Genomic DNA, 14,619 nt, shown 5'->3' with positions numbered 1-14,619 from the left:
TGCAACAGACCGCCCTCCCCCTGGGGAATCCGGGCGGTCTTCGTGTTTTCGGCGGCCGCATCGGACCTCGTTCAGCACAGACGGAAAGACTTCTCGATGACCGGGCTCGACCCCTCCTCCCCTTTCACGGACCTCGCCGCAGGCTCCGCCCCTTTCGCCCTCATCGCCCGTGACGGGGCGACCGTCGAGGTCCTCACGGGAGACGTGGTCGACGTGGACCTCCTCGCCGACATCCCCCTGACGGATGCCGAGGGCCGCGCCCGCGAGGTGCTCGCCCTCGTTCCCTACCGCCAGGTGCGCGAGCGCGGCTTCGTCTGCCACGACGACGGGGCACCGCTGCGCTGCCTGGTGATCGACGACCGTGTCTCCGTGCCGCGGGCGGAGGCCCTGGCATCCCTCCCCTCCTCGCCCGTGCCCCTTGCCGACGCCGGCTTCGACATCACCGACGAGGACTACGCCGCCATCGTGCGCCGCGTCATCGCGGACGAGATCGGTCGCGGCGAGGGTGCGAACTTCGTGATCCGTCGCGACTTCGTCGCCGGCGTCGACGTCGACCCGCGCATCGCCGCGCTCACGTGGTTCCGGGCTCTTCTCGAGCACGAGAAGGGCGCGTACTGGACCTTCGCCGTCGTCACGGCCGATCACATCGCGGTGGGAGCGAGCCCCGAGGCGCACGTGAGCGCCAAGGACGGCATCGTCACGATGAACCCCATCTCGGGCACCTTCCGCCACCCGGCGGGCGGGGCGACGTCCGAGACGCTCGCCGAGTTCCTGCGCTCGACCAAAGAGACCGAGGAGCTCTTCATGGTCGTCGACGAGGAGCTCAAGATGATGAGCGCCGTCTGCAGCGACGGTGGCCGCATCACCGGCCCGCACCTCAAAGAGATGTCGCGCCTCACGCACACCGAGTACATGCTGCGCGGCTCGAGCGATCTCGACCCGCGCGACATCCTCCGCGAGACGATGTTCGCCCCCACGGTCACCGGCTCCCCCATGCAGAACGCCTGCACCGTGATCGCCCGGCACGAGACCGTTCCGCGCGGCTATTACTCCGGCGTCGCGGCCCTCTTCACCCCGAACGGCTCGACCGAGGGGCCCACGCACGACCTCGACGCGCCGATCCTCATCCGCACGGCCTATCTGGTCGACGGGCGCCTGCGCGTTCCGGTCGGGGCCACGCTCGTGCGCCACTCCGATCCCGACGGCGAGGTGGGCGAGACCCACGGCAAGGCCGCCGGTGTGCTCGGCGCGATCGGCGCGGTCCCTCGAAGCGTGCCCGTCGCTCCCGAGGGGGCGGATGCCGATGCCCCCGCCGCCCCGCAACGACCGCTCGCCGAGGATCCCGCGATCGCCGAACTGCTGGCATCGCGCAACGATCGCCTGGCGCCCTTCTGGATGAACCCGCAGGACCCCGACGGATCGGGCCCTTTCGCGGGCCGCACGGCGCTCGTGGTGGATGCCGAGGACCGCTTCACGACGATGCTCGCGCACCAGCTGCGGCACCTAGGACTCGGCACCCGCATCGTGCACTGGTCGCAGGCGTCGGACGACGAGGTCGATGCCGCCGACCTCGTGATCTCGGGCCCCGGCCCCGGTGACCCGCGCGACGACAGCCCGCGCATGTCCGCGATGCGCCACGTCGTCTCCCGCCGCCTCTTCCGCCACGCTCCGCTTCTCGCGGTCTGCCTGAGCCACCAGATCCTCGCCGACCAGCTCGGCATCGATCTCGCCCCTCTCGCGCAGCCGCACCAAGGCCTGCAGAAGAGCGTCGACGTCTTCGGCGAGGACGCCTCGATCGGGTTCTACAACACGTTCACGGCGCGCGTGGCGCCGGGCACGACCGAGCGCGGGATCGTTGTCGAGTCGATCACCGTGCGCGGGGAGTCGACGGGGGCTCCCCTCCCCGTCCCGGAGGGTCGCATCGAGATCCCGGCCGAGGTCGCGGCCGACCCCGAGACCGGCGACGTCTACGCCCTCCGCGGCCCCGCGTTCGCGAGCGTGCAGGGGCACCTCGAGTCGATCCTGTCGCGCGACGGCATGCGGACCCTCGAACGCCTGATCGCGCACGCGCTCTGACCCGCGGCCTCTCGGCGGGCTCACGCCCTTCCCACGGGGAGGGTGTGAGCCTGTCGCCCCCCGGGCGCGGCTAGAGCAGCTGCACCGGGTTGAAGATGTCGGCGAGGAACAGCACCCCGCCCGTCGCCACGAGCAGGATCACGACGACGAAGGTCACCGGAACGAGCTTCGTGGCATCCACGGGACGAGCGACCTTGCCGCGCAGACGCGCGATCTGTCGCTTGATGCCGTCCCACAGTGCCACGACGACGTGACCGCCGTCGAGCGGGAGAAGCGGGATGAGGTTGAAGACGAACAGGGCGATGTTCAGGCCGCCCAGCAGCGTGATCATCGTCTGCACGCGGTCGAGGATCGGCGCGTCGACCGCGGCGATGTCGCCGGCGAGACGGCCGGCGCCGACCACGCTCATGGGGCTGTTCGCGTCGCGCGGCTGGCCGCTGAGGGTGTCGACGGCCACGTCGTAGATGCGCACGGGGAACTGCGACACGATCTGCGCGACCGAGCCGATGTACTGCCCCGTCGCCGCAAGGCTCGTCCCGATCGGTTGGCGAACCAGGGCGCTCTGCGGGCTGATGCCCGCGAATCCGACGGTCTGATACTCGGTGGCGCCCGCGGCGTCGACCACGGGACGACCGTTCGCGTCGGTGACCGCACGGTCGGTCGTCGCGGGCGTGAACTCCACGGTGCGCTGCGTGCCGTCGCGGTCGATGACGACCGAGAGCTGCTTACCGGGTGAGCGCTGAATGATCGCGGCGGCCTCGGCGAAGGTCGAGACGGGGGTGCCGTCGATCGAGACGAACTCGTCACCGGGTTGGATGCCGGCGGCGGCCGCCGGAGCGACGGGATCGCTGGGGGTGCAGTCGGTGCGCCCCTCGCTCGCGGGGATGACGCACTGCGAGACCGAGGCGACGGTGGTGGTGCCCTGCTGGATGCCGATGCCGCTCAGCGCGATCGTGAAGAGCACCACCGCGAGCACGAGGTTCATGATCGGGCCGCCGAGCATGACGATGATGCGCTTGTAGACGGGCAGTTTGTAGAAGACCCGATCGTCGGCGGCGATCAGGGTCTCGGCGTTCGCGTCGCGGGCGTCCTGGACCATCGTCGCGAAGAAGCGCGAGCGCTTGGTTCCGGGCTTGGCGTCCTCGGGTGCGGGCGGGTACATGCCGGCCATCGAGATGAAGCCGCCGAGCGGCAGCACCTTCAGGCCGTACTCCGTCTCGCCGATCCGCTTCGACCAGAGGGTCGGTCCGAAACCGATCATGTACTGGCCGACGCGCACGCCGAAGAGCTTGGCGGGCAGGAGATGCCCGACCTCGTGCAGCGCGATCGAGACGGCCAGGCCGAGCACGAGCACGATGACGCCGATGAGGAACGCGATCGCAGTCACCCGCCGACGATACCGCCGCGCGCCTTTGAACCGCCCGTGCAGCCTCGATGCGGTGTCTGTGCGACGCCGGATGAGACAATGGATCCGATGTCCTCCGCCGCCCCCTCGAACCTGCCGCCCGTCCTCCGCCCGGAGAACCCGCCGCGCCGCGACCTCGCCGAACTCGCCCGACGCTACGGCGTCCGCACCGTGGGCGACATCGACGGCACCACCCTCACCGGCATCACGCTGGCCACCGCCGATCTCCGCGCCGGCGAGGCTTTCGTCGCCATCCGCGGGGTGAACCGGCACGGGGCGGAGTTCGCCCCCATCGCCGCCGAGCGTGGCGCCGTCGCGGTCATCACCGACGACGCGGGGGCGGAGATCGCCGGCCCGGCGGGTCTTCCGATCGTGGTCGTCGACGACCCCCGCGCGCTCCTCGGCGATCTGTCGGCGTGGGTCTACGGAACCGGGCCCGACGACGCGCTCCCCCAGTTGCTGGCGACCACGGGCACCAACGGAAAGACGAGCGTCTCGCACCTGCTCGAGGGGATCCTCGGTCAGCTCGGCGTCGTCACCGGCTTGTCCTCGACCGCCGAGCGGCACATCGCGGGCGAGGTCATCGTCTCGCGCCTGACCACTCCGGAAGCCTCCGAGTTCCATGCCCTCCTCGCCCTCATGCGCGAGCGCGGCGTGCAGGCGGTCGCGGTCGAGGTGAGCGCGCAGGCTCTCACCCGCCACCGGGTCGACGGTCTCGTCTTCGATGTCGCGGGCTTCACGAACCTCACCCACGACCACCTCGACGACTACGCCGACATGCGCGAGTACTTCGAGGCGAAGCTCCCCCTGTTCCGCCCCGACCGCGCGCGTCGCGGCGTCGTCTGCCTCGACTCGGCGTCCGGCGCCGAGATCGCCGCGCGCGCCGAGATCCCCGTCGTCACCATCGCCACCCCGGCGATCAGCGAGAACGCGGCCGCTGCGGCATCCGCCGACTGGACCGTCGAGATCGTCGACGAGCGCCAGGAAGGCACCGAGTTCACCCTCAGCGACGGCAAGGGCCGTTCCCTCACCACCGTCGTTCCCGTCATCGGTCGGCATATGGCCGCCAACGCGGGCCTCGCCATCGTCATGCTGCTCGAGACCGGATACACCTGGGAGCACCTCTACAGCACCCTCGACGGCTCGCACATCGAGGCTTCGCTGCCCGGTCGTACCCAGCTCGTCTCGGGCACCGAGGGTCCCGCGGTCTACGTGGACTTCGGCCACTCCCCCGACGCGTTCGAGAAGACCCTCGCCGCGGTCCGGAGGGTGACCCCCGGCAAGGTCGTCATGGTGTTCGGCGCCGACGGCGACCGCGACGCCACCAAACGTCACGACATGGGCCGCACGGCCGTCGAAGGCAGTGACATCCTCGTCGTCACCGACCACCACCCCCGTCACGAGAACCCGGACACCATCCGCGAGGTGCTCGTCGAGGGGGCGCGACGCGCTCGGCCCGACGCCGAGATCCTCGAATTCACCCCGCCCGAGCGCGCGATCCTCGAGGCCGTGAAGCTGGTCGACGACGGCGACGCGATCCTGTGGGCCGGTCCCGGTCACCAGGACTACCGGGACATCCGCGGCGTGCGCACCCCGTACTCGGCGCGCGAGCTGTCGCGTCGTGCGCTGCGCGCAGCCGGCTGGCCCGTGCCCGACCCGCAGTGGCCCGTGCCGTACCCGGCCGACAGCACTCCGTCGTCGGACCCCGAGCGCCCGGTCGACTTCCCCGCCTGACGCCCGGGCGAGCGCGTGCGAGTCATCGCGCTCCAGCGCTGCATCGATCCGGTCTCGCGCAGCCGTGAGCCGCAGGCGCGGCAAGGTCGTGCGGGAGTCGTGCGGTCAGCGCCCGCCGTCTGAGGCGCATGACCCCGCGACCTCGACGCTCAGCGCGATCCTCAGGCCGACCGCGGCGCAGCGCCCGCCCCGGTAGCAGCCGCCGCTCCGGGTTCAGCGCGCCGGGTTCAGCGCGCCGGGTTCAGCGCGCCGCGATGATCTCGTCGGCGGTGCGCCGTGCCCAGGCCTCGGCTTCGGCGAGCGACTCGCGCGTGAGCTTCGTCGGCGGCTCGTGGCGGTCCACCACGCGCTCGATCAGCTCGACGATCTCGAGGAAGCTCAGCCGACCCTCGTGGAACGCGTCGACGGCCTGCTCGTTGGCCGCGTTGAACACGGCGGGATAGGTGGCGCCCGCGCGTCCGACCTTCTTGGCCAGGGCCACCGATCCGAACGCCTTCTCGTCGAGCGGCTCGAAGGTCCACTGCGAGGCGCGCGTCCAATCGAGCGGAACGCCCACGCCGGCGATGCGATGCGGCCAGTCGAGGCCGAGCGAGATCGGCAGACTCATGTCGGGCGGCGACGCCTGCGCGATGGTCGAGCCGTCGACGAACTCGACCATCGAGTGCACGATCGACTGCGGGTGCACGGTCACCGCGATCCGGTCGTACGGCACGTCGAAGAGCAGGTGCGCCTCGATCACCTCGAGGCCCTTGTTGACGAGAGTGGCGGAGTTCGTCGTGACCACACGGCCCATGTCCCACGTGGGGTGAGCGAGGGCTTCCGCGGGGGTGACGTTCTGCAGCTCGTCGCGCGAGCGTCCGCGGAAGGGGCCTCCGGATGCCGTGAGCACGAGCCGGCGCACTTCACCGTCGTGACCGGAGCGCAGCGCCTGGGCGATCGCGGAGTGCTCGGAGTCCACCGGGACGATCTGCCCCTCGGCGGCGAGCGCGGTGACGAGCTCGCCGCCGACGATCAACGACTCTTTGTTGGCGAGGGCGAGGGTGCGCCCCGCCTCGAGGGCGGCGATGGTGGGACCGAGTCCGACCGACCCGGTGATGCCGTTGAGCACCACGTCGGCCTCGACGTCGCGCACGAGCTGCTCGGCCTCGACGGCACCGAGGGCGGTGTGCTCGACGCCGAAGGCCAGGGCCTGCGCCTCGACGCCGGCACGGTCGGTGCCGGCGGCGAGACCGACGACCTCGAAGCGATCGGCGTTGTCGGCGATGACGTCGAGCGCCTGCGTGCCGATCGAACCGGTGGAACCGAGGATGAGGACGCGGCGCATGCCCTCAGCCTAGTTAGCCCGCCATGTTGGCGTGCTGCACGCCCAGGATGTCGACGACGAAGAACAGGGTCGAGTTGGCCGGGATGTCGCCCTGCGCCTTGTCGCCGTAGCCCGCGGCGGGCGGGATGACGACGACGACCTGCGAGCCGACGGTCTGCCCCTCGAGGGCCTGCCGGAAGCCGTCGACGACCTGGTCGGTCTGGAACTGCGCCGGAGTGCCGCGCTGCCAGCTCGAGTCGAAGACCTGCCCGCTGTCGTAGAGGGCGCCGGTGTACTGCACGATGACCTGGTCACCGGCGTTGACCGTTTCGCCCGCTCCCTGGCGCAGGTTCTCGATGCGCACGTCGGTGGGAGCCGGAGCGGTGGGCTTGGGCAGCATCTGCTTGCCGTCGGCGTCGGTCGTGGTCGTGGGGGCGCCGTTGTCGTCGAAAGCCACCGCCGGCATGCCGTCGACGGGGGCGACCTCGGTGCCCTCGGCGCGGGTCGGCAGCTCCGAGATGGCGTCGGCGACCATGACGAAGGCGGGTGAGCCCTCACCGAGCGTGCCGGCGGGGAACGACGAGACGGTGCGCGACCCGATCGGCGCGCACTCGAGAGCGGCCCCGAAGATCTGCTGCGAAGAGACGAGCGTGTCCATGCCGCTCGGCTCGGTGTCGAGGGTCTGGAGCTGAACGGCGCCCGAGGCGGTGTCGATCAGCGTGAAGTTGGCCTTGAGGACATCGCCCGCCTTGACCTGCTGGCCCGTGCCCTCGACGAGGGTCGTGCGCTGCAGGGCGGTGGGGTTGTACCCGTCGGGCAGAGTCACGGTGACCTTGCTCTGGAAATCGCCCGAGACGACGAGACCGTCGGGAGCGGGCGCGTCGGCGAGCGCGCTCTGGCACTGCCCCGCGTCCGCCGACCCGCTCGCGTCGGGCGTCGACGTCTCGTCGGGCGAACCGGAGCACCCGGCCAGCAACAGGGCAGCGACGGCAGCGACGGACAGGGAAGCGATCGGGCGGAAGCGCACGGGTGACCTCTCGAGGAAAGACAGAGAACCCTCATCTTGGCGCATCCGGCTTTGCCGCGGCTGAGAGGCCGGTGCGCGCGCGTTCGCGCGTACGCGCGCGCACCATGCACGCCCGGGCATGCGGCGGCGAGTAACCTCGTCGAGTGAGTTCCGACCTGCCCGCCGAGACCCCCGCGACCGTGCCGGAACAGATGGGCGCGACCTACCGCCTCGGACGCCTGCTGATCGCTCCCCTGGCGCGCGCCGTCTATCGACCGCGCATCGAGGGGCGAGAGAACGTCCCCCGGACCGGTCCCGTGATCTTCGCGAGCAATCATCTGTCGTTCATCGACTCGATCGCCATCCCGGTCGCCGCTCCGCGCCCCGTGCACTTCATGGCGAAGTCCGCGTACTTCGAGAAATGGGCGTCGCGCCAGTTCTTCACCGCGATCGGTGCGATACCCGTCGAGCGCGGCGCCGGCCAGAAGGCCCTCGACGCCCTCGACCAGCAGCGAGCGCTTCTCGACGACGGCCGGGCCGTCGCTCTCTACCCCGAGGGCACGCGCTCCCTCGACGGCCGCCTCTACAAGGGCCGCACCGGGGTCGCCTTCCTCGCCCTGCAGACCGGCGCCCCGGTCGTCCCGGTCGGTCTTATCGGCACCGACAAGGTCATGCCCGTCGGTGCGAAGATCCCGACGACCAAGGAGCGCATCACGGTGCGTTTCGGCACGCCCCTCGACCTCTCCCCGCACGGTGCCGCCTCCTCGGGCCGCGCGCGTCGCGGTGCCACCGACGAGATCATGGCCGCGATCCACGCTCTGAGCGAGCAGGAGCTCGCGAACGCCTACAACGAGGCACCCGCGCAGAACCCGATCGAGCGCATCAGGCAGGTACTGCCGCACGAGCGCCTCTGAGACGCGGTCTCTCACCGGCTTTTCCTCCTTGACGTGACGGCCCCCCGCGAGCAGGGTCGAAACCGACGGCCCGAACCGTCGTCGCCACAACGAGGAGGCACCGTGAAGAAGTTCGTCAACGACCCCGCCGACGTGTTGGCGGAGGCCCTCCGCGGCATCCGAGCAGCTCATCCGAACGTCCGAGTGGATGCCGAGAATCGCGTCATTCTGCGGGCGGAGCCGACACGCGCGGGCAAAGTGGCGCTCGTGTCGGGCGGCGGATCCGGGCACGAGCCCCTGCACGGCGGTTTCGTCGGTCTCGGCATGCTCGACGCCGCGGCGGCCGGCGAGGTGTTCACCTCCCCCACCCCCGACCAGGTGCTCGCCGCGACGCAGGCGGTCGATTCGGGTGCGGGCGTGCTGCACATCGTGAAGAACTACACCGGCGACGTGCTGAACTTCGAGATGGCGGCGGAACTCGCCGAGGCCTCGGGCGTGCAGGTCGAGTCCGTCGTGGTCGCCGACGACGTCGCCGTCACCGACTCCACCTGGACCGCGGGCCGCCGCGGCACCGGCACCACCGTGATCCTCGAGAAGGTCGTCGGCGCCCTCGCGGAGGAGGGAGCCGACCTCGCCTCCGTCGCCGATCTCGCCCGCCGCGTCTCGTCCGCCGGCCGCTCGATGGGCGTTGCCCTGACGAGCTGCACCGTCCCCGCGGCGGGCCGACCCACCTTCGAGCTCCCCGACGACGAGATGGAGGTCGGCGTCGGCATCCACGGCGAACCCGGCCGTTCGCGCGTGAAGCTGGCATCCGCTCGAGAGATCGCGAAGCTCATGGTCGATCCGATCGTCCACGACTTCGGCGAGCCCGTCGGGCCGGCGATCGTGCTGCTGTCGGGCCTCGGCGGCACCCCGCTGATCGAGCAGTATCTGCTCTACGGCGAGGTCGCACCGCTGCTCGCCGCGGCCGGCGTCGACATCCAGCGCGTGCTGATCGGCGACTACATCACGAGCCTCGACATGGCCGGGGCGTCGTTGACCGTCGTCAAGGCCGACGAAGAGATGCTCCGCCTGTGGGACGCCCCCGTCGTGACCCCCGGTCTGCGGTGGGGCGCATGAGCGGCTCCGTCTCGACCGACGATCTGGTGGCATGGATCCGCGCGTTCCACGAGGCCGTGCAGCAGCAGAAAGACGAACTCACCCGCCTCGACTCCGAGATCGGCGACGCCGATCACGGCTCGAACATGGCGCGAGGTCTCGACGCGGTGGTCGCCAAGCTCGACCCCGTCCCGGCGAATCCGGCCGATCTGTTCAAGACCGTCGGCATGACCCTCGTCTCGACGGTCGGCGGTGCCAGCGGCCCGCTCTACGGCACGTTCTTCCTCCGCATGGGCCCCGCCCTCGCCGCAGGGGGACAGATCGATGCCGATGCCCTGGGCGCCGCCCTGCGCGCCGGCGTCGACGGGGTCGTCGCCCGCGGGAAGGCCGAGCTCGGCGACAAGACCATGATTGACGCCCTCTCGCCCGCCGTCGACGCCTGGGATACCGCAGCCCACGAGGGCCCCGCCACGGCCGCCCGGGCCGCCGCCGAGGCCGCGGCCCGGGGGCGCGACGCCACTGAGCCGCTCGTCGCCCGCAAGGGTCGCGCGAGCTATCTCGGCGAACGAAGCGCGGGGCACCTCGACCCCGGCGCGACGTCCGCGACCCTGCTCCTGCAGGCGCTGAGCGACACCCTGGCGGCCGCCGAGTGATCGGTCTCGTGGCCGTCTCGCACTCCCGCGCTCTCGCCGAGGCCGCCGTGCACCTCGCCCTGCAGATGGGAGGCGAGACACCGCCGACGGTTCGCGTCGCCGCAGGCGGTCCCGACGACGATCTCGGAACGGATGCCGTGGCCATCGCCGCGGCCATCGACGAGGCCGACTCCGGAGACGGGGTCCTCGTGCTGATGGACCTCGGCTCTGCGATCCTCAGCGCCGAGACGGCTCTGGAGTTCGTCGCTGCACCCGAGCGCGTCCGTTTGAGTCCCGCCCCCTTCGTGGAGGGACTCGTCGCCGCCGTGGTGACCGCCGCGGGTGGGGGCGACCTCGAGACCGTGGCCCGCGAGTGCGCCACCGCCGCCGCCGCGAAGGCACGGCAGCTGGGCGCCGACGCCGAGGGGGCGGCATCCGGTGTCGGGGATACGGGAGTCGCCCCGCCCGGAGAGGCGCTCTCGTTCGAAGCCGTCGTCACCAACCCCTCCGGGCTGCACGCACGACCGGCCGCCGCCTTCGTCAAGGCCGCTTCGCGGCACGATGCCGACGTGCGCATCGCCGACCTCGAGACCGGTGCCGACGAAGTATCGGGGCGGAGCCTGCTCGCGCTGATGGCGCTGGGGATCCGTCAGGGATCACGCGTGCGGGTGCGCGCGTCGGGCCCCGAGGCCGAGGCGGCGCTGACGGAACTCCGGGCGCTCGTCGACGACGGGTTCGGCGAGCGGTGAGCGCTCGGCGCGACCTGCGTCAGCGCGTGACGCTCAGCAGACGCCGCGCGAGCGACTCCTCGACGACCAGTTCGGTCACGAGGTCCGCAGCGAGCGCTCCACGCAGTCCGTCGAGCTTGGACAGGCTCGACACGACGCAGAAACGACGGGGGATGCGCCGGACCGTGTCGAGATCGGGGCCGCTGGAGCGGGCGTTGAGCTCGGGGATGTCACTCGAGCCGTCCGCGCGGTAGAAAACGGTCGCGCAGTCGCCGACCACGCCCTCGCGCTCGATGACCGCGCGGTCGCGCTCGTCGAAGTAGTCGCCGCTGTACACGTGCGAGGGCACGTCGGCATGGGGCGAGCCGAGGCCGAAGACGAACAACCCGACGCGCTGCTGGATCTCCAGCACGGAACGCACCGACCGCTCCCGCCACATCGCCTGCTTCGTGTGCGGGTCGTCGAACAGCGCGGGCACCGGGAATTGGTGCACCGACGACGACCACGCGGCGCCGAGCTTGGACAGGATCTCCCCCGCGTAGGGGATGCCGGAGGTGCGGACGTTCGCCGCGCCATTCATCTGGACGATGTGGGTATCGTGCACGTCTTTCTGCGGGACGTGACGCGCGACGGCGGAAAGAGTGGAACCCCAGGCGACGCCCACCGTCATCGACGATTCGACGCGCTCGGCGAGGATGCGCGCCGCGGTCAGCGCCGTGCGCTCGAGACGCTCGGCCTCCGAGGTGCGCGCGGGGGTGGGCACGACGTGCGCCGTGATGCCGAAGCGGTCCGCGATCCGCTGAGCCATCTGACCCCGGGCGTCGTCGGGCGGGCTGATGGAGATGGTGACCAGACCCACGTCGCGGGCATGCTGCAACAGGCGCGACACGGACGAACGCGAGACCCGCATCTCGTGCGCGATGGCATCCATCGTGAGGTCCTGCATGTAGTAGAGCTGCGCCGCGCGCAGGGCGTCGCGGGAGCGCTCCTCTGCTTGCGTCACCACCGTCGGAATACCTTCATGAACACTATTCTGCACGTTTGTTCAAGGGGCTTGCAACAACGTGCAGACAGGCGCATTGTGATCGTCGTACCAACAACGAAAGGTCGCAGTCGACATGTCGTCCCCCGCAACTCCGCTCCGCGCCGACGTCCAGGCGCTCCGCAACGCCGAAGACCTCGACGTCCTCATCATCGGTGGGGGCATCAACGGCCTCGCCACTCTCCGCGACCTCGCCCTCCAGGGCGTCAGCGTCGCGCTCGTCGAGCGGGGCGACTTCGTCTCCGGCGCCTCCTCAGCCTCCAGCCACATGGTCCACGGCGGCATCCGCTACCTCGAGAACGGCGAGTTCCGTCTCGTGAAAGAAGCGGTGACCGAGCGCAACGACCTGCTCAAGACGGCCCCCCACTACGTCAAGCCGCTCGAGACGACGATCCCGATCTACAAGACGTTCTCCGGCATCCTGTCGGCGCCCTTCCGTCTCCTCGTGACGCACGGTCGCGGCAAGCCCAACGAGCGCGGCGCCCTGCTGATCAAGGTCGGCCTGATCATGTACGACACCTTCTCGCGCGACGGCGGCTCGGTTCCGCGCCACAAGTTCCTCGGCAAGAAGAAGTCGCTGACGGAGCTGCCGAAGCTCAACCCCGACCTCGCCTACACGGCCACGTACTTCGACGCGTCGATGCACGACCCCGAGCGCATCGCCCTCGACGTCCTGCGCGACGGCATCGAGGCGGGCGCCGGCCGCACTCAGGCCGTCAACTACGTTTCGGCCGTGGGCGCGGACGCGAACGGGGTCCGCGTGCGCGACGAGGTCTCGGGCGAGGAATTCAGCGTCAAGGCGAAGGTGATCCTCAACACGGCCGGCCCCTGGACCGACCTCGCGAACTCCGCCATGGGTCTCGACACGACGTTCATGGGCGGGACCAAGGGCTCGCACATCGTCCTCGACAACCCCGAGCTGCTCGCCGCAACCGGTGGCCGTGAGATCTTCTTCGAGCACTCCGACGGCCGCATCGTGCTGATCTACCCCCTCAAGGACCGCGTTCTCGTCGGCACCACCGACATCGACGCCGACCCCGCGAAGCCCGTCGTGTGCACCGACGACGAGATCGAGTACTTCTTCGACCTCATCGGTCACGTGTTCCCGAGCATCGGCGTGGACCGTTCGCAGATCGTCTACACGTTCTCGGGCATCCGCCCGCTCCCCCGCCACGACGACACCGCTCCCGGCTTCGTCTCGCGCGATTACCGGATCGTCGAGGACGAGATCGCGGGCGTTCCGGCCATGAGCCTGGTCGGGGGAAAGTGGACCACCTTCCGCGCTCTCGCCGAGCACCTCAGCATGAAGACGCTGCAGAAGTTGCGTCGTCCGCACCGCGTCAGCACCCAGGGCCTGCCGATCGGCGGCGGCGCGGGCTTCCCCACCACCCCCGAGCAGCGTCGTCGCTGGATCGCCGCACGCACGAATGCGCACTCGGCCGCGCTCGTCGAGGCCATGCTCGAGCGCTACGGCACCCGTGCCGACGCCGTCCTGGCCGCCCTCCCCGCCGAGCCCACGCCCGTTCCCGACGCTGCCGGGTACTACCGCGAGGAGCTCGCCTTCATCGCGAAGAACGAGCAGGTCGTGCACCTGATCGACGTGCTGCTGCGCCGCACGCACCTGGCCTTCGTCGGCGGCATGAGCGAGCGCACGCTGCAGGAGGTCGCCGAGGCGGTCGCCGAGCCCCTCGGTTGGGACGCGACCCGTGTCGAGGAAGAAGTGGCTCGAACGACGGAGATTCTGCGCTCCGCCCACCGTGTCGACCTGGCACAGGCCGGGGTGGCCCGAATCTGAGAGAACGTGCGGGCGTGCCACCTGTTGCACGCCCGCACGTGAGCCGTAGGTTCGGAGCACCGAGCCGCACTACCACCCGAGCCGAAGGTGTCCGGGTGACGAAAGAAAGGTCGATGACGACATGCAAGAAGTGAACCTGGGGCTGTACTTCCTCTCCGAGGTCGTAGGCACCGCCATGCTCATCCTGTTGGGCTGCGGCGTGGTCGCCAATGTGGCCCTCGCCAAGACCAAGGGCAACGCCGGCGGCACCCTGATGGTCAACTGGGGATGGGGCCTGGCGGTCTTCGCCGGTGTCATCGTCTCCGCATACTCCGGCGCCCAGCTGAACCCCGCCGTCTCGATCGGCCTCCTGGTCGCCGGCAAGATCTCCTTCGTCCAGTTCCTCGTAGCCGTCGCCGCGCAGATGGTCGGTGCCATCATCGGCGCCGTCCTGGCCTGGGCCTCGTACAAGCAGCACTTCGACGACGAGCCCGACCCCGCCGCCAAGCTCGGCGTCTTCTCGACCGGTCCCGCCATCCGCTCGTACGGCTTCAACTTCCTCACCGAGGTCATCGCCACCTTCGTCCTGGTGTTCGTGATCTTCGGCTTCGGCGACTACGGCGTGGCCGACATCGGCGTCCCGGGCGGCATCGGCGGCCTCGCGGCCGTCCCCGTGGCCCTGCTCGTCGTCGGTATCGGCGCCTCCCTCGGCGGCCCGACCGGTTACGCGATCAACCCGGCCCGTGACCTCGGCCCCCGCGTCGCCCACGCCCTCCTCCCCATCAAGGGCAAGGGTTCGAGCGACTGGGGCTACGCGTGGGTTCCGGTCGCCGGCCCCCTCGTCGGTGGTCTGCTCGCGGGTCTGCTGGCCCCGGTGCTCCTGAGCCTCGGCAAGTAGTCACCCTCGCGGAACGTCTCCCGACGCCCC

The 14,619-nt window shown here is 70.6% G+C and carries 12 protein-coding genes; 8 read left to right on the top strand and 4 right to left on the bottom strand.

What is annotated here, in order from left to right:
• Nucleotides 1-96 precede the first annotated feature (96 nt).
• Nucleotides 97-2,076 (top strand): chorismate-binding protein, encoded by a 1,980-nt coding sequence (locus QE416_RS10275; protein WP_307315882.1) that lies wholly within the window; start codon nucleotides 97-99, stop codon nucleotides 2,074-2,076.
• A gap of 70 nt (nucleotides 2,077-2,146) precedes the next feature.
• Here the strand turns inward: QE416_RS10275 and QE416_RS10270 are convergent, their stop codons facing one another.
• The gene (locus QE416_RS10270) at nucleotides 2,147-3,463 is read right to left on the bottom strand and encodes an RIP metalloprotease (RefSeq protein ID WP_307315879.1); all 1,317 of its coding nucleotides are present in this window, start codon (nucleotides 3,461-3,463) and stop codon (nucleotides 2,147-2,149) included.
• A gap of 87 nt (nucleotides 3,464-3,550) precedes the next feature.
• Here QE416_RS10270 and QE416_RS10265 point away from each other — a divergent pair, with 87 nt between their 5' ends.
• A complete protein-coding gene (locus tag QE416_RS10265; protein ID WP_307315876.1) occupies nucleotides 3,551-5,215 on the top strand; it encodes a Mur ligase family protein in 1,665 nt (554 codons plus the stop codon).
• Nucleotides 5,216-5,456: 241 nt separating this feature from the next.
• Here the strand turns inward: QE416_RS10265 and dxr are convergent, their stop codons facing one another.
• Together dxr and QE416_RS10255 are read right to left on the bottom strand one after the other, a co-directional pair.
• Complete coding sequence (gene dxr / locus QE416_RS10260) at nucleotides 5,457-6,539, bottom strand: 1-deoxy-D-xylulose-5-phosphate reductoisomerase (protein WP_307315873.1); 1,083 nt, start codon at nucleotides 6,537-6,539, stop codon at nucleotides 5,457-5,459.
• 13 nt (nucleotides 6,540-6,552) lie between these two features.
• On the bottom strand, nucleotides 6,553-7,545 hold the full coding sequence (locus tag QE416_RS10255) for an FKBP-type peptidyl-prolyl cis-trans isomerase (protein WP_307315872.1): 993 nt from the start codon (nucleotides 7,543-7,545) through the stop codon (nucleotides 6,553-6,555).
• Between the two features lie 191 nt (nucleotides 7,546-7,736).
• Here QE416_RS10255 and QE416_RS10250 point away from each other — a divergent pair, with 191 nt between their 5' ends.
• The 4 genes from QE416_RS10250 (at nucleotide 7,737) to dhaM (ending at nucleotide 10,896) form a co-directional block, all read left to right on the top strand.
• Complete coding sequence (locus tag QE416_RS10250) at nucleotides 7,737-8,438, top strand: 1-acyl-sn-glycerol-3-phosphate acyltransferase (RefSeq protein ID WP_267789383.1); 702 nt, start codon at nucleotides 7,737-7,739, stop codon at nucleotides 8,436-8,438.
• A 102-nt stretch (nucleotides 8,439-8,540) separates the two neighbouring features.
• Nucleotides 8,541-9,536 carry a dihydroxyacetone kinase subunit DhaK gene (gene dhaK, locus QE416_RS10245; RefSeq protein WP_210071950.1) on the top strand — a complete coding sequence of 332 codons (996 nt, stop codon included), beginning with the start codon at nucleotides 8,541-8,543 and terminating at the stop codon, nucleotides 9,534-9,536.
• Nucleotides 9,533-10,168 carry a dihydroxyacetone kinase subunit DhaL gene (dhaL, locus tag QE416_RS10240; protein ID WP_307315869.1) on the top strand — a complete coding sequence of 212 codons (636 nt, stop codon included), beginning with the start codon at nucleotides 9,533-9,535 and terminating at the stop codon, nucleotides 10,166-10,168. Before dhaK ends, dhaL begins: the two co-directional genes overlap by 4 nt.
• An 8-nt stretch (nucleotides 10,169-10,176) precedes the next feature.
• Nucleotides 10,177-10,896 carry a dihydroxyacetone kinase phosphoryl donor subunit DhaM gene (gene dhaM / locus QE416_RS10235; RefSeq protein WP_307315866.1) on the top strand — a complete coding sequence of 240 codons (720 nt, stop codon included), beginning with the start codon at nucleotides 10,177-10,179 and terminating at the stop codon, nucleotides 10,894-10,896.
• Between the two features lie 19 nt (nucleotides 10,897-10,915).
• Here the strand turns inward: dhaM and QE416_RS10230 are convergent, their stop codons facing one another.
• Nucleotides 10,916-11,881 (bottom strand): sugar-binding transcriptional regulator, encoded by a 966-nt coding sequence (locus QE416_RS10230; protein WP_210071953.1) that lies wholly within the window; start codon nucleotides 11,879-11,881, stop codon nucleotides 10,916-10,918.
• 112 nt (nucleotides 11,882-11,993) lie between these two features.
• Here QE416_RS10230 and QE416_RS10225 point away from each other — a divergent pair, with 112 nt between their 5' ends.
• Together QE416_RS10225 and QE416_RS10220 are read left to right on the top strand one after the other, a co-directional pair.
• The gene (locus QE416_RS10225) at nucleotides 11,994-13,712 is read left to right on the top strand and encodes a glycerol-3-phosphate dehydrogenase/oxidase (protein WP_307315861.1); all 1,719 of its coding nucleotides are present in this window, start codon (nucleotides 11,994-11,996) and stop codon (nucleotides 13,710-13,712) included.
• A 121-nt stretch (nucleotides 13,713-13,833) separates the two neighbouring features.
• The gene (locus tag QE416_RS10220) at nucleotides 13,834-14,589 is read left to right on the top strand and encodes an MIP/aquaporin family protein (protein WP_307315859.1); all 756 of its coding nucleotides are present in this window, start codon (nucleotides 13,834-13,836) and stop codon (nucleotides 14,587-14,589) included.
• Nucleotides 14,590-14,619 lie beyond the last annotated feature (30 nt).

Source organism: Microbacterium sp. SORGH_AS_0421 (genome assembly GCF_030818635.1).
GTDB lineage: Bacteria > Actinomycetota > Actinomycetes > Actinomycetales > Microbacteriaceae > Microbacterium.
Note: the sequence above shows the minus strand (reverse complement) of the source record. Positions and strands in the feature narration are given on the sequence as shown.

Coding starts and splice junctions, on each gene's coding strand:
- QE416_RS10225 (WP_307315861.1), top strand. CDS start 11,994: ATGTCGTCCCCCGCAACTCCGCTCCGCGCCGACGTCCAGGCGCTCCGC.
- QE416_RS10275 (WP_307315882.1), top strand. CDS start 97: ATGACCGGGCTCGACCCCTCCTCCCCTTTCACGGACCTCGCCGCAGGC.
- QE416_RS10265 (WP_307315876.1), top strand. CDS start 3,551: ATGTCCTCCGCCGCCCCCTCGAACCTGCCGCCCGTCCTCCGCCCGGAG.
- QE416_RS10220 (WP_307315859.1), top strand. CDS start 13,834: ATGCAAGAAGTGAACCTGGGGCTGTACTTCCTCTCCGAGGTCGTAGGC.
- QE416_RS10250 (WP_267789383.1), top strand. CDS start 7,737: ATGGGCGCGACCTACCGCCTCGGACGCCTGCTGATCGCTCCCCTGGCG.
- dxr (WP_307315873.1), bottom strand. CDS start 6,539: ATGCGCCGCGTCCTCATCCTCGGTTCCACCGGTTCGATCGGCACGCAG.
- dhaL (WP_307315869.1), top strand. CDS start 9,533: ATGAGCGGCTCCGTCTCGACCGACGATCTGGTGGCATGGATCCGCGCG.